General features: G+C 40.3%; 12 protein-coding genes. 4 read left to right on the top strand and 8 right to left on the bottom strand.

Going from position 1 to position 14,010, the window contains the following annotated elements; all coding sequences use genetic code 11:
* Positions 1-103 precede the first annotated feature (103 nt).
* Positions 104-1,333 (bottom strand): FAD-dependent oxidoreductase, encoded by a 1,230-nt coding sequence (locus ONZ52_RS01235; protein ID WP_265216816.1) that lies wholly within the window; start codon positions 1,331-1,333, stop codon positions 104-106.
* A gap of 108 nt (positions 1,334-1,441) precedes the next feature.
* On the opposite strand from ONZ52_RS01235, the gene ONZ52_RS01230 reads away from it, so the two are divergent.
* Positions 1,442-2,410 (top strand): AraC family transcriptional regulator, encoded by a 969-nt coding sequence (locus ONZ52_RS01230; protein ID WP_265216815.1) that lies wholly within the window; start codon positions 1,442-1,444, stop codon positions 2,408-2,410.
* Between the two features lie 335 nt (positions 2,411-2,745).
* Here the strand turns inward: ONZ52_RS01230 and ONZ52_RS01225 are convergent, their stop codons facing one another.
* Genes ONZ52_RS01225 through ONZ52_RS01215 form a run of 3 tightly spaced genes read right to left on the bottom strand, consistent with a single transcriptional unit; the run spans position 2,746 to position 4,606 of the window.
* Entirely contained in the window at positions 2,746-3,519 is a 774-nt protein-coding gene (locus ONZ52_RS01225) for a sodium/glutamate symporter (protein WP_265216814.1), read from the bottom strand.
* Positions 3,473-3,922: a sodium/glutamate symporter gene (locus tag ONZ52_RS01220; protein WP_265216813.1), complete on the bottom strand. Its 450-nt coding sequence runs from the start codon at positions 3,920-3,922 to the stop codon at positions 3,473-3,475. Before ONZ52_RS01220 ends, ONZ52_RS01225 begins: the two co-directional genes overlap by 47 nt.
* A 45-nt stretch (positions 3,923-3,967) precedes the next feature.
* Positions 3,968-4,606, bottom strand: a complete 639-nt coding sequence (locus ONZ52_RS01215; protein ID WP_265216811.1) for a 4-carboxy-4-hydroxy-2-oxoadipate aldolase/oxaloacetate decarboxylase — start codon at positions 4,604-4,606, stop codon at positions 3,968-3,970.
* 85 nt (positions 4,607-4,691) lie between these two features.
* On the opposite strand from ONZ52_RS01215, the gene ONZ52_RS01210 reads away from it, so the two are divergent.
* Complete coding sequence (locus tag ONZ52_RS01210; RefSeq protein WP_265216810.1) at positions 4,692-5,573, top strand: LysR family transcriptional regulator; 882 nt, start codon at positions 4,692-4,694, stop codon at positions 5,571-5,573.
* A gap of 10 nt (positions 5,574-5,583) precedes the next feature.
* On the opposite strand, the gene ONZ52_RS01205 is transcribed toward ONZ52_RS01210, so the two are convergent.
* The 3 genes from ONZ52_RS01205 to ONZ52_RS01195 all read right to left on the bottom strand — a co-directional run bounded on the left by ONZ52_RS01205 (position 5,584) and on the right by ONZ52_RS01195 (position 8,517).
* A complete protein-coding gene (locus tag ONZ52_RS01205; RefSeq protein WP_265216809.1) occupies positions 5,584-6,489 on the bottom strand; it encodes a LysR family transcriptional regulator in 906 nt (301 codons plus the stop codon).
* 182 nt (positions 6,490-6,671) lie between these two features.
* Positions 6,672-7,874 (bottom strand): pyridoxal phosphate-dependent aminotransferase, encoded by a 1,203-nt coding sequence (locus ONZ52_RS01200; protein ID WP_265216807.1) that lies wholly within the window; start codon positions 7,872-7,874, stop codon positions 6,672-6,674.
* Positions 7,875-7,887: 13 nt separating this feature from the next.
* Positions 7,888-8,517, bottom strand: a complete 630-nt coding sequence (locus ONZ52_RS01195) for an RraA family protein (RefSeq protein ID WP_265216806.1) — start codon at positions 8,515-8,517, stop codon at positions 7,888-7,890.
* A 238-nt stretch (positions 8,518-8,755) separates the two neighbouring features.
* Here ONZ52_RS01195 and ONZ52_RS01190 point away from each other — a divergent pair, with 238 nt between their 5' ends.
* Together ONZ52_RS01190 and ONZ52_RS01185 are read left to right on the top strand one after the other, a co-directional pair.
* The gene (locus ONZ52_RS01190) at positions 8,756-9,721 is read left to right on the top strand and encodes a TAXI family TRAP transporter solute-binding subunit (protein ID WP_265216805.1); all 966 of its coding nucleotides are present in this window, start codon (positions 8,756-8,758) and stop codon (positions 9,719-9,721) included.
* A gap of 174 nt (positions 9,722-9,895) precedes the next feature.
* Complete coding sequence (locus ONZ52_RS01185) at positions 9,896-12,364, top strand: TRAP transporter permease (protein WP_321160261.1); 2,469 nt, start codon at positions 9,896-9,898, stop codon at positions 12,362-12,364.
* Between the two features lie 209 nt (positions 12,365-12,573).
* On the opposite strand, the gene ONZ52_RS01180 is transcribed toward ONZ52_RS01185, so the two are convergent.
* On the bottom strand, positions 12,574-13,716 hold the full coding sequence (locus ONZ52_RS01180; RefSeq protein ID WP_265216804.1) for an alpha-hydroxy acid oxidase: 1,143 nt from the start codon (positions 13,714-13,716) through the stop codon (positions 12,574-12,576).
* Positions 13,717-14,010 lie beyond the last annotated feature (294 nt).

The following is a 14,010-nucleotide window of genomic DNA, read 5'->3' as shown; positions in this document are numbered from 1 at the left end:
CATGTATTGATGAAATCGAATAATAATGTTTTTGGATTCATCATCAAGTTTACACTTATTAGGCTTATGGTCACCTAAGCTCCCGTAAGCCTAAAGACTAAAATCAGACATGTAATTCTGTCATAGATAAACTCATCTTCTCAGCATCAGCAAGATAGTCTTTTGCTATCATTTTTTGCAAAACACTAGTGTGATTAAAGATAAAGTCACGTACTTTAGCCACAGGATAAGGCGCATGATGAAACCGCCGTCCTAATTCACGAGCAAATTCGACATGATGGTTAACATAATCTACCCTTTCAGCTTCAAATTTTTCAAAGCCGGTTGCAACCGCAGCATCATCGTTTAAATCAACACCACTCAGAAACTTCGCTAAAAAATAACCATCTTCTATCGCCATTCCCATGCCATAAGCGGCATAAGGAGATACTGGATGCACGGCATCCCCTAAACACACCACTCGGCCTTTGCTCCATTCTTTCATAGAAGGTCGGTTGTATATGTCCCAAGCAAATACTTGTTTATCAAAGTCCGTCACTTCGGGAAAGCGTGGTAATGGATCAAACCACCCCTTTAAAATACCAGTAATGTAGGCTTTAGGGTTTTCTGGATGCGGTTCATTTTCTTTAACTGGTTCCACAATCCACCACTCATAGCCGGGCTTGCCGTTGTGCATCATAGGAAAATAACTGGCTTGATATTTGTCAGAGTGAGAAATAACACCTTGCTGTTTGGGTACACCATCAATAGAGTTACACCAAGCTAACCAGACTCTCAAACCAACATGAAATAAATCAGGCTCACCAAAAACTTGAGTAGAGACTCGAGACCGAATTCCGTCTGCACCAATAAGAATATCGGCTTCGACACATTGACCATTGTTAAAATACACGGTGACTTGATCATTACTTTCTTCGTAACGATCAAAATCAGAATGTCCAACAATAATGCCTTCAGGCAAAAGCGCCATCATTTTCTCAAAGGCATTGGCTCGTAACATACCATAATGCCAACCCTTAATGCCAAACGACTCTTCTACCTTTTTATTAAAGGGCAGTTTTGCCCTGAGCTTACCTTTATGGTTACGAAATTCTGTCACGGTAAAAGAACCAAAATTATTCAGATCGACACCGTAATAACGTAATACAGCCAATACGGGCACACTCAGCAAAACAGCACCACCTAATGGTTTTGGCTTGGCACTTTTTTCAAAAACACGTACGTCATACCCTTGTCGCAACAAACCTAATGCTGCTGAAACACCACCAGGACCGGCGCCAATAATGGCAACTCGCTTACCCTTTTTCCAAGATAGCTCTTTCATGTCAGTCATCACACACCTTCTAGTTTATATTTATTGTTGGTTGACTAATCCATGCTAACCCAGTAAAAACGAGTTAAATACACCTTAAATAATCAAAAATCGGACAAATTATCCTAAATGACAGTGGATTTACTAAGTAACGTACTCTCTTCTCTAAAAATTGAATCCACCAGCATATCTCGCTGGACAATGTCTGCCCCATGGGGAGTTGATGTGCATGACTTTAATCTAGGCTACTGTTTAAGCTTGGTGTCAGGTCAATGTTGGGTAAGAACAAACGATAAATCACCGATACCCTCTCCTGCTATTCAATTACAAGCAGGAGATTCCATCATTGCACCGAGAGGCGCAAACATTGCGATTTTGTCCGATCCTGATGGCACAACCATACCGCTCGAAGCACTGCCATGGCATGGCGATACATTTCAAGGGCTTAGCTCATCTATACATCCCTCTTCGGCAATGCAAGTGAGTTGGCAAGGAGAGGGTCCTGAGACACAATTACTTGGAATGGCGTTCACTTTTCAGGATCAGCACAATAACTTTTTGTTATCCTCTTTTCCTGAGTTTTTTATTTTAAAACAACATGAATCTAGCTTTTTACAACTCATACATCCAGCGATGCAGTTTCTAATTCATGACCATAGCCCAGGCTATTTTGCGGTTGCCACACAATTTTCTGAACTAGTGATTATAGGCTCATTAAGAGCCTATATCTTATCCAATAAGACCGATTCAGTTGGTGTACTCAAGGGCATGCAAGATAAATCCATTGCGAAAGTATTAACGGCCATTCATCAAACACCGCAACATAATTGGACTCTTCCGCTACTAGCTGCGGAGGCAAATCTATCAAGGTCAGTCTTATCAAAACGCTTCCCAGAATATGTTGGCGTATCCCCCATTGACTATTTAAATCGCTGGCGCCTTCATCTGGCTGCCGAAAAATTAGTCCACACAAAAGAATCACTCGACAGCATTATAAAATCATTAGGCTTCGAAACCGATAGAACGTTTCGGCGACTCTTTAAACAACACAAAGGACTGTCTCCCTCTCAGTACAGAAAACAGTTCAACTGCATTTAAAAAAATATGTACAATGACATCAATAGATAAATAATGACGAAGGGGTTATTTGATTAAGAAACATACTAAAAGAAGCCGCCACTAATATGGATATTCAATAAGCAAAACCCAGCAATTGGAAAAGGTCCAACTTTGGACTTGAATTCAGGGATAAAAACTATTAGTAATTAGATTTTGATCAACTCCTTCAAAGTGAGTCAATACATTGATAAAACCAAATGATGGAATCAAAACTATCTATAACGAATGAATATCAACCTATTGCCTACCCTAAATAAAATATGAGCTAAACCATCACTAATGAATAGACAGTTTAACTCACACTTATAACTCTCTTAACTAAAAAAATTCATAAACAAAGTAATGATAAATGGGTTAAAAATATTGATAAAGATCACTGTAATAACGGGCAACATAACAGCAGCATTTGGCGCAGGTCCAAAACGATCTATAATAGTTGCCATGTTTGCAACGGCATTAGGCGTTTGACCTAAACCAACACCACAATGGCCAGCGGCCATAACCGCGGCTTCGTAATCTTTCCCCATCAAGCGGAAGGTAACGAAGTAGGCAAATAACACCATCAGCATCATCTGAGACACAAGAACGACAAGCATTGGTATCGCAAGGTCGAACAGCTGCCAAATTTTTAGCGACATAATAACAAGCACTAAAAATAAGCTAAGCGAGATACTACCAATCAGATCAATATGACTCATCTTAAGCTTGTAGTCATTGTGGTCACATACGTTTCTAACAATTGCCGCGGCGAAAACACCACCCACATAATATGGGAAAGTAATGCCAGTTTTATTAAGTAATAAGACAAGGACTGAGCCAAAAGACATAGTCAATAACACAACAGAAACGGTACCCAGTGGCGTACGTTTATGAAAATCACCATCTTCAAGATCTACTACTTCATTGTTATTAGCACTACTTTTTAAATCAAACCTTTCGATCAAACGCTTTGCTACAGGCCCACCAACAAGACTTCCCATCACTAAACCAAATGTTGCAGCTGCGATGCCAGTAACAGTAGCGGATTGAACACCTAATGCTTCAAATGATGGACCAAATGCAGCAGCAGAACCAATACCACCAGACATAGCAACAGATCCCCATGCTTACCCCAAGTAATGCATGAATACCCAGTAGTTTGGATAAACCTATGCCAAGCAAGTTTTGTAGGAATAGTAAGGAAACCGCCGCCACAGCCAGAATTACCCCTTGTTTACCGCTGCGTTTAATCACGTGCAGACTGGCCATAAAACCAGTACAAGTAAAGAATAGGACTAACAGAAAATCAGTAAGCCCTTGATTAAGAGTCACTGTATATAAGCCAGTTTGTTTGCCTATTAGCATCAAAATGGCGTAAAACAAACCACCAATGACAGGAGCTGGAATAAAGTATTTTTGAAATATAGGCGCTTTACCTTTGAGATAACGGCCTAAGAAAAGAACGACGACAGCCAAACCCATGGTTTGAACTAGATCAAGCGTAATGTTCATTTGTAGATTCCTTTATTATTTTTTTAGGAAAGTTTATTTAGATCGTTATAAAAATTTACTTTCTAACCCTAATAGCTCTAACGTGGTTTTACCCGCTCTTATCTGCTCTCTAAAAACAGCTTCTTTTGATTCTCTCAACTCAGCCATTTCTAAAACACTCTGCGCTTTATTAGGGTTAACAATAACAAGACCATCTTGGTCTCCAATAACGATATCTCCAGGGCAAATCTGAACATCACCAATACAAATCGGAACATTCACCTCACCAGGCTGATTTTTTCCAGTACCCTTGATGCTTATTCCTCTGCAGAAAACAGGAAATCCCATTTCGATAATGGTTTTTGCATCTCGAACAGACCCATTGATTACCAAACCTGCTAAACCGATCGCCAATGCCTGCTCAGTTAGAACATCCCCCCAAGGTCCGGCTTCTAAAAAGCCTTTTGCATCAACTACCAACACATCACCAGGCTTTGCTTGCAATAAGGCATAATGAATCATCAGGTTATCAGCAGGTTTACAATCTAATGTTAAAGCTGGACCTGCTAGAGTCATGCTGCTACTCAACGGTTTCATTCCGCTATCAAGAGCGCCTTTTGCTCCTTGAGCTTCATAGACAGTTGCCGTACCAAGCTCTTTAAGGCGTTTCAGTAACTCGTCATTTTTTATTGTTTGTTTAGTCATACAGCTCTCCTTTGAACTTAATTCCAATTTAAGCTAAAGTAAAAACTTAAACAAACATGCTTTTTTGAACTTAAGATAAGAAAAAATGAACTTAAAACAGCTCAGATATTTTTGTGAAGTCGTTAGTTGTGGCAGCGCCACTCAAGCTGCGAAGCATCTTTTTATTGCCCCAACAGCAATTAGCATGCAAATCAGCCAGCTAGAAAACCATTTAGGGGGAGAGCTTTTTGATCGGTCCACTCGTCCGATGGAATTGACCGCATTAGGAAAATACTTTTATCCAAGAGCAAAAGATCTGTTAGCTCAGATGACAAAACTGGATGAGGAAACACATGATATCGCGACAGGCAAGAGCGGCTGCTTAAGTATTGGCGTGGTGAGATCAACGCTATTTACCATCATGCCTCAGGCAATAAGAGCATTTCGCGAAGCTTATCCAAGCGTTCATTTAGACTTATTAGAAGTGTTATCTGAATATCAACCAGACCTTTTAGTTGATAGGCGCATCCACATTGGTATTTCGCGATTTATTGGCGAGTTTTCACCACCAGATCATCAAACACATACCTTAATTATGGAAGACCCCTTTGTTGTCGCGATACCGGCTCACCACCCGCTAGCTGAAAAAACATCATTAGTACCGGAAGATATCGACAAGGAGCCTTTTATTATCTACCCGAAAGATCCAGTAACCAGCTACGGTAAAAAAATCTTAGACGCTTTAGCTAAAAAAGGCTCTAAGCCAGAAGTGTCTTATGAAGCCATTGAAATACATACCGCTTTATCACTCGTATCAGCAGGATTAGGTGTAACTCTTGTCGCGCAATCCATATCAAAAAATCACTTTAAAGATGTGGTATTTATTCCAATAGAAGGTTTAGAAACAAGCACATCAATCGTTGCGGTCACCAATACCAGAGAGCACAACATACACGTTGATGCTTTTTTATCTTTTCTGAAAACATAGACATCACCTCTTAAGAGCCGCCTATTAGAACTCTATCAAAATCACAAGTTTCAGCCGCATAGCAGGTCACATCGCTATATAACCTTGAATCTCTATCTGCACGGTATAGCGCAGCATATCTTACTTCAGGGAGTTGAGGAGTAACATGGAGTATTTTTAAAAGCCCACTATCTAGATACTTTTTCATTGCCGCGATAGGTAAATAACTCACTCCTATTCCTGATAACGTCAAACCTATTTGCGCAACTAGACTATTGCTCAGTAGCGTCCGTGATATTTTCAGATTGTTTTGTGCAAACCAACGTTCATAAATAACTCCTGTACCTGAGAGGTTACTCTGCGTAAGCACATTAAGCTGGGATAAACGTTGAAAATCCAGGACATCATCTGCTAATACATAATCAGGTGTACACATCCAAGCATTTTTAACCGTTTTCAGCCGACACACTTTATAGGCAGCATCATCATAAACATCAGGCACAATAATCATATCCAATGAATCATTGCCTAATTTCTCAAGCAAAGTAGAACTTAGCTCGACTTGAGGCTCAATTATTAACTTAGGATAACTTTGCGAAATCATCTTCACTAACGTTGGTAGCCATGTGAGTGCAGTCAATTCCGTCACTCCAATTCTAAAACGTTTATGGAGTGTTTCGGGGCTGCTCATTCGCTCCAAAACGTGATCTCTCATATCGAGCATATCTTTCGATAAGGCTAACAGCTCAGCACCTTTTTCAGTCAGCTTTGCATTTCTTCTCGAACGATCAAATACTTCCATGTCAAAGACAGATTCGAGCTCGTTAATCCGTTTAGAAATAGCAGATTGTGTCGTATTAAGTTTATCAGCGGCTAACGCGAAATTGCCTAACTCCGCAATCCAATATAAAGCCTCTATCTGTTTGAACGTAATCACCCTTGCTCTCCAACGTATACCATTTTAGCGAAACGACACATCTAAATATTTTTCAATACTTAATTACCAAGAAGTACTTTTACCTTATTTTAATAACAACGTTAAATAGCCAAAATAAAAAAACCACTGAAAACACTTCAGTGGCTGATTATTGACGGTCATATAATCAAAATGGGAGGACGCTATTGCCCAGATTGTAAGGTGCTCAATGCATCAACAATGGATTGGCAACCTTTTTCAATTTGCTCGATAGAGCAGGCAAATGAGATACGTAAATACGGCGACATACCGTAGGCACTACCTGATACCGTTGCGACATTAGCTTCTTCCAATAAAAAATTAACAATGTCGTTATCTGTAGCCAATGTTTGCCCTGCCGCCGTTTTATTGCCGATGATCTTCTCTAAGTTAAGGAACAGGTAAAAAGCCCCTTCAGGCTTATGTATCTCACTTAGAAAGCTAGATGAAGATAGAATAGCAACAGCGGTGTCTCTTCTAATCTGAAAACTATCACGCATTACAATGGAAGACTGACTGTCACCAAAAGCAACTTTTGCCGCCTCTTGGCTTATAGAGCTTGGGCAGGTAGTTGTTTGTGATATGAGCTTCTTGATCGCTGAAACCAGTGTCTTCGACCCAGCACCAAACCCTATACGCCACCCGGTCATAGCGTAGCCTTTAGATGCCCCATTCACTATCAAGGTTCGTTCTTTTAAATCAGGAGCAACATTAATGAGGGAAATATGCTTCGCAGGTGGATAAACAAATTTTTCGTAAATTTCATCCGACAAAATTAGTACGCTTGTATGCCTCCTTAGTACATTGGCGATCGACTGTAACTCTGCTTCTGTATAGACAGCTCCCGTTGGATTTGAAGGTGAGTTCAAAACAACCCATTTGGTTTTCTGAGTTATATTTTTTTCTAGTTCTGTCGATGTTAACTTCAAACTAACAGGGTCTGGTTGAACGATAATTGGCTCGCCACCGCAAAGCGATGCAATATCTGGATAAGATACCCAATAAGGTGCTGGAACAATCACCTGATCACCAGGATCAATTGTTGCTAAAAAAGTGTGGTAGATAATATGTTTACCGCCACTTCCGACGATCACCTCGTCTGTGCTGTAGGCTAATTCGTTGTCTCGTTGTAACTTTTCACATATCGCCTCACGAAGATCAAGGTTTCCTTGAGGATTTGAGTAATGGGTTTTTCCCATTGTTATCGCTTTAATAGCTTCCAGAGAGGCGGCATCAGGGGTGTTAAAGTCAGGCTCGCCAATTGAAAAATTGACGATATCTCTCCCTTCTGAGATCAGCTTTTGGGCAAGTGCAGCTGTATTTAAGCTTGCCGATTCATTAAGGTTATTTACTCTTTGAGATAACACGTTCGATACCATTTTATATTCCTGCTTTATCTAGAATCAAATCAACCCAATCCATTCTGTTCGTATTGATTTGATCAATAATCCCTTCTTCTTTCTTAAGAATCTCTAGAGACTTTTGTATGATTTCATCTACTTGTTCAGGCGAAAAAGACACAACACCATCATCATCAGCAACAATAAAATCGCCATTACAAACAACATGACCACCAATAGAAACGGGAACACCTATTTCACCCGGTCCATTTTTAAAAGGACCAAAATGGGTTGTATCGCGGGCGTAAACAGGAGTATTCCTAAAGGCTTCCACATCTCTAATCGCACCATCGATAACGAAACCTTCACAGCCATTTTTAAGCCCTTGGAGCATAATCAACTCGCCCATCAGAGCGTTATTTACTGCGCCTCGACCATCAACAACAAGCACATCTCCTTTTTGCACAAGTTTGAGTGCTTTATAAACATACAAGTTATCACCTGGACTACACTTTATCGTTAATGCTCGGCCAACTAACTTCAAACTATGTTGGTGATATTTTTTCAATCCACTAATGCCGCGATTTATTCCCAAAGCATCACTAATAACCGTAGTCGATATGCTCTTAAGTTGATCAATGGCTGACGGTATATTGTTTTCCGTATTCATAATGTCATTCTCTATAGATTGCGATGAATCGAGTCAGAGTCACATTTTTTGCGCATCAAAAAAAGGGAGTTTTTCGCATTCTAAATAGTGATAAAAAGGAATATTAAAAACAAAAATAACATTCTAAAAACTACTGTTAATAGATCTATTTAAATCGTTTTTCTTAGCATGAAAATACTGCTTGAATCGAATACAGCTCTAAAAAGCTACACACGATAACTACAAAGTAGGTACTGACATGAAAAACATCAGCAAATATCTATCAGGAACAATATTAGGACTCAGCATTGCCGCTACATCTGGAACAGCCAGTGCAGAAAGCTACGTAACGATAGGAACAGGTGGACAAACAGGCACCTATTACGTCGTAGGACAAACGATTTGTCGATTGGTGAACAACTTAAAAGACTCAGATATAAAATGTAATGCGCCATCTACTGGAGGGTCCGTTGCAAACATTAACGGTATTCGCTCTGGAGATTTAGATCTTGGTGTCGCGCAATCAGATGTTGGTTTTAACGCTATGCTCGGCTTAAGCCAGTTTGATACTAAATTTGACGACTTACGATCAGTGTTTTCCATGCATGGCGAACCATTGACCATAGTCGCAAGCACAAAGTCCGGTATCAAAAGCTTTGATGACTTAAAAGGTAAAAGAGTAAACGTAGGTAATCCTGGTTCAGGGCAACGAGCCACAATGGACACTCTTATGTCTTTTAAAGGATTGGACTTCAATTACTTTTCTCTTGCCTCAGAACTAACCAGCACAGAACAAAGCTCAGCATTAAGTGACAACAACATTGATGCTTTCACGATCGTGACGGGGCATCCTTCTGGCCTAATTCAAGAGGCAACCACAGTAACGGATGCAAAAATCATCCCAGTAGAAGGAGATGATATTGATCAACTGATCAAAAAATACCCATACTATGCAAAAGCAACTATTCCTGGTGGACTATATAAAGGAAATCCAAATGACATAAACACCTATGGTGTTGTGGCTACCATAGTTACCGACAAAGATACTCCTGATGACGTCATATACGCCATCACGAAAGCGGTTTTCACCAATTTAGACCGTATTAAAAAAATTCACCCAGCATTCGCTCATTTAGCGGAGGCGAATATGGTTGATGACGGTCTATCGGCTCCATTACATGAGGGAGCCAAACGTTACTATAGAGAACGCGGTTGGATAGAATAATTAATCAAGCAACACTGATGGCCCTATGTGCATCCATGATGCACATAGTTCTTTTTAAAATCGGATTGTCTTATGAGTAATGTAGAAAACGCTTCTATCAATGAACTTGTCGAATCGGTCGATGTTGGAGCAAGATGTCTGGAAGGCGCAGAAAAAAACTTTTAATCACACTCGCTGTTAGTTGGGACTCTTTTCCAATTATGGATAGCCTCGCCTCTTCCTTTCATACTTAACTTTGGTATTTTTAGCGGTGTAGAAGCCCGATATATTCATTTTACTTTTGCGCTGTTTCTCGTTTTTATTGCTTTTCCTGCTACTGACAAATCAAACAAGTTCCGCGTTTCAGGGTTAGATTGGCTATTTGCCTTAGTAGCCAGTTCAACAGGGGCTTATTTATATGTATTTTATGACCAATTAGCACAACGTCCAGGCAGTCCAATACTAGAAGATGTAATCGTTGGCGGAATTGGATTGTTATTAGTCCTAGAAGCAACAAGGCGCTCACTCGGACTACCTTTAGCAAGCATAGCCCTAATTTTTATACTTTATTCCGTGTTAGGCCCTTATATGCCAAGCATGATTGCGCATAAAGGAGTCAGTTTAAATTCATTAATCAATCACCAATGGCTGACAACACAAGGCGTTTTTGGCATTGCCTTAGGAGTATCCACTAGCTTTGTTTTTCTCTTTGTATTATTCGGTGCGCTATTAGAAAAAGGCGGAGCAGGTAATTTTTTCATTAAAACGGCTTTCTCAGTGCTAGGTAAATACTCAGGAGGCCCAGCAAAAGCCGCTGTAGTAGCATCCGGTCTGACTGGCCTTGTATCTGGATCCTCTATCGCTAACGTTGTTACAACAGGGACATTTACCATTCCAATGATGCGTAAAGTTGGCTTCTCTGCAGAAAAGGCAGGGGCGGTAGAAGTCGCCTCGTCCGTTAACGGTCAGATAATGCCGCCTGTCATGGGCGCCGCCGCATTTTTGATGGTTGAGTACATAGGAATCCCATACAGCGAAGTAATTAAAAGTGCTTTTTTACCGGCGTTAATATCCTATATATCATTAATTTTTATTGTCCACCTAGAAGCACAAAAAATGGGCGCAGTAGGAATAAAAGATAACGCTAAATCTGTGAGTCTACTAATAAAAGCCAGTAAATTCCTATTTGGCTTCCTAGCAATGTCGGCATTGTCTTATCTTATTTATTTTAGTGTGTCTTGGGTAAAAGATCTTTTCCATGACAGTGCCATATATATCATCCTATTAAGTATCTCAGCATCGTATTTCTACATTATTAACGTCGTCTCTAAGTATCCGGATTTAGAAGAAGACGATTCCGATCTAAACGTACTGCCTGACTTCAAACAAACACTAATGAGCGGATTGCATTACTTATTACCCGTAGTGATTTTAATTTGGTGCTTAATGGTAGAACAAATGTCGCCTAGCCTTTCTTCTTTCTGGGCATCAAGCGCTATGATCTTTATCTTATTAACTCAAAAACCCCTAAAGGCGGTATTCAGAAAAGAAAAAACAGAATCGATCTTACAAAGTGTTCATTCAGGTACAAAAGATCTTTTTGAAGCTCTTGAGGCTGGCTCAAGAAACATGATAGGTATTGCCGTAGCAACAGCAGCAGCAGGCATTGTAGTTGGTGCAGTTGCACAAACAGGAATTGGCTTAGTTCTAGCTGATCTCGTAGAGTATTTTTCCATGGGAAATATACTTATTATGCTGATATTAACCGCTCTATTATGCTTAATTCTTGGCATGGGATTACCGACTACAGCGAACTACATCGTTGTATCAGCCTTGCTGGCACCAGTAATAGTCTCTTTAGGTGAACAGAATGGACTCATTGTACCACTAATTGCCGTGCATTTATTTGTGTTTTACTTCGGCATAATGGCAGACGTAACCCCTCCTGTGGGGTTAGCCTCTTTTGCGGCCGCTGCCGTTGCAAAAGGAGACCCAATAAAGACAGGCTTACAAGCTTTCAAGTACAGCCTTAGAACCGCTTTATTACCATTCATCTTTATTTACAATACCGATCTTTTGTTAATCGATGTCACTTGGTATTGGGGAATCATCATCTTTTGCGTTTCAACTATTGCAATGATGGCCTTTTCCTCTGGTATGCAAAGCTATTTAATCGTAAAAAACAAATGGTATGAAAACCTTGCTTTCCTACTCATTGCATTCACGTTACTACGTCCTGGATTTTGGCTTGATCTAGTATATCCACCGTTTCAATCAGTACCGCTTCAAAACATAGAGAGTACTTATGATTCAATGGATCGCGACCACTATCTAAAGTTGCAAATAGATGGTTTTGATAAGGTTGGTGAGAAAGTAACCTTCTTCACATTGCTACCAAAAGAAATAGATAAGGTAGGTAAAGTCGAACACTTTGAGGATTTAGGATTAAACCTAATATCCAAGGATGATGGGCTATTGATTGACACTGTCAGTTTCGCCTCCCCTGCTGAGAAACTAGGTTTTGAGTTTGACCAAAAAATCATATCGGTCGGTATTAATTCCGAACGACCAAGCAAAGAACTTTTTTGGATTCCAGCATTCTTGATGTGTATTTTTATTTATTACAATCAATTAAGGAGAAAAAGGTCTAGTAACTCCAAATAGTCTATTACAGGAATGACCGAATTCATCAGGGGTAAACATGTTGTGGAAGGACGTCACTGAACACATTATTTGATGGAAGAGAATTAGGAATTAGCCCAGTCCGAACTAGCAGACACCAACTAAAATAAGGAGTCTGTCAGATCAAGGCAGAAACTAGTTCAACGATAAGGTAGTGGCCCGTTTTACTAGGCCACTACAGTTGGATCCATTCAGCGAACTCGCTTTGAGTATGGAATAACTTGTTCGTTGATATTGATATCGCGAACATCATTCACCCCAACAAGTGCCATATTACGCATCATTTCGGTTTTCAATATACCAAGTGCGTGTTTTACACCAGCTTCGCCAGCAACAGAAGAAGCATAGGCAAACGGGCGGCCAGCAAAAACGAAAGACGCCCCAAGAGCCAACGCTTTGATAACATCCCCACCGCGACGAATACCGCTATCCATCATAACAGGAATGTTAGGGCAGGCTTGAACAATAGCAGGCAATGCATGAAGAGGAGCGATTGCACCATCCAGTTGGCGCCCGCCATGATTGGAAACAATGATACCGTCTGCGCCTATTTCAACTGCTTTCCGGGCATCTTCTGGATTGAGAATACCTTTAATCACAAATGTCCCTTTCCATAACTTACGAATTCTTTCTACATGAGACCAGTTTAGATGGTCACGAAATGAAAAGTCACGCTCGACAGTAGGAGATAAAATAGGCACACCACGATGAGCGTAACTGTTCTCAAAATGTGGAATACCGTAAAAAGTTATTGTTTTTAAGAAGGTCCCAATAGACCATCGCGGATGAAGTATTCCGTCAAGCAAGAGGCGAAAGCTAGGCTTTAGTGGAGTGCTGAAGCCTGCACGGACATTATTCTCTCTATTGGCTGGAACACAAGTATCGACAGTCAAGACTAATGTTTTAAAGTTAGCGTTTTCAACACGTTGCAGTAGAGCATCGATATTTGCATCATCACCGGGCAAGTAGGCTTGAAACCAAGCGTCTGGATTGACTTTAATTACCTCTTCTAAGCGAATGAGAGAAGTGCCGCTCAATATCATAGGTACGTTTTCTTGCGCAGCTCCTTTCGCTAACACAATATCACCTCGATAAGCATAGAGAGCACTTAAGCCAATCGGCGCTATACCGAAAGGTGCCGCATAGGTCTTTCCAAATAACTCGGTTGTCGTTGTTCTTTTAGAAACATCATTTAGTACACGAGGTAAAAACTCGTAATCATCAAAGGACTCTCGGTTGCGTTTTCGAGAAACATTGTTCTCTGCCGCACCAGAAATATAACCAAATATAGGGCGTGGTAGCAGTTTTTTTGCTTCAATTTCAAAATCGTCCAAGCTTAATACACGAGAAAGTAACCGAGTTGTTCTTTTGGAGGACTTCAGAATAAACTGTATTAATCGTGGTTTTATTTGTTTTTATAGACTCATTGCTGGACATCTTAATCTCCGAACTTCATTGATGGGCTTGATCAGAACTGATGAAAGTATTTAGGCTTTAGTCGATTCACTGCTTCATCGTGCCAAGGATGTTTTTTAAGCATCGCATTGAGTACATCGATGGTTCGATGCTGAGGAATGCTAATCGAAAGAGCAGACTTTGGCTGATCTGCCCTTTCAATCATTAAGCCT

Origin of the sequence: Marinomonas rhodophyticola (genome assembly GCF_026113935.1) — a bacterium.
GTDB lineage: Bacteria > Pseudomonadota > Gammaproteobacteria > Pseudomonadales > Marinomonadaceae > Marinomonas > Marinomonas rhodophyticola.
This window is presented reverse-complemented; position numbering and strand designations above follow the sequence as displayed.

Coding starts and splice junctions, on each gene's coding strand:
- ONZ52_RS01235 (WP_265216816.1), bottom strand. CDS start 1,333: ATGACTGACATGAAAGAGCTATCTTGGAAAAAGGGTAAGCGAGTTGCC.
- ONZ52_RS01230 (WP_265216815.1), top strand. CDS start 1,442: ATGACAGTGGATTTACTAAGTAACGTACTCTCTTCTCTAAAAATTGAA.
- ONZ52_RS01225 (WP_265216814.1), bottom strand. CDS start 3,519: ATGTCTGGTGGTATTGGTTCTGCTGCTGCATTTGGTCCATCATTTGAA.
- ONZ52_RS01220 (WP_265216813.1), bottom strand. CDS start 3,922: ATGAACATTACGCTTGATCTAGTTCAAACCATGGGTTTGGCTGTCGTC.
- ONZ52_RS01215 (WP_265216811.1), bottom strand. CDS start 4,606: ATGACTAAACAAACAATAAAAAATGACGAGTTACTGAAACGCCTTAAA.
- ONZ52_RS01210 (WP_265216810.1), top strand. CDS start 4,692: ATGAACTTAAAACAGCTCAGATATTTTTGTGAAGTCGTTAGTTGTGGC.
- ONZ52_RS01195 (WP_265216806.1), bottom strand. CDS start 8,517: ATGAATACGGAAAACAATATACCGTCAGCCATTGATCAACTTAAGAGC.
- ONZ52_RS01190 (WP_265216805.1), top strand. CDS start 8,756: ATGAAAAACATCAGCAAATATCTATCAGGAACAATATTAGGACTCAGC.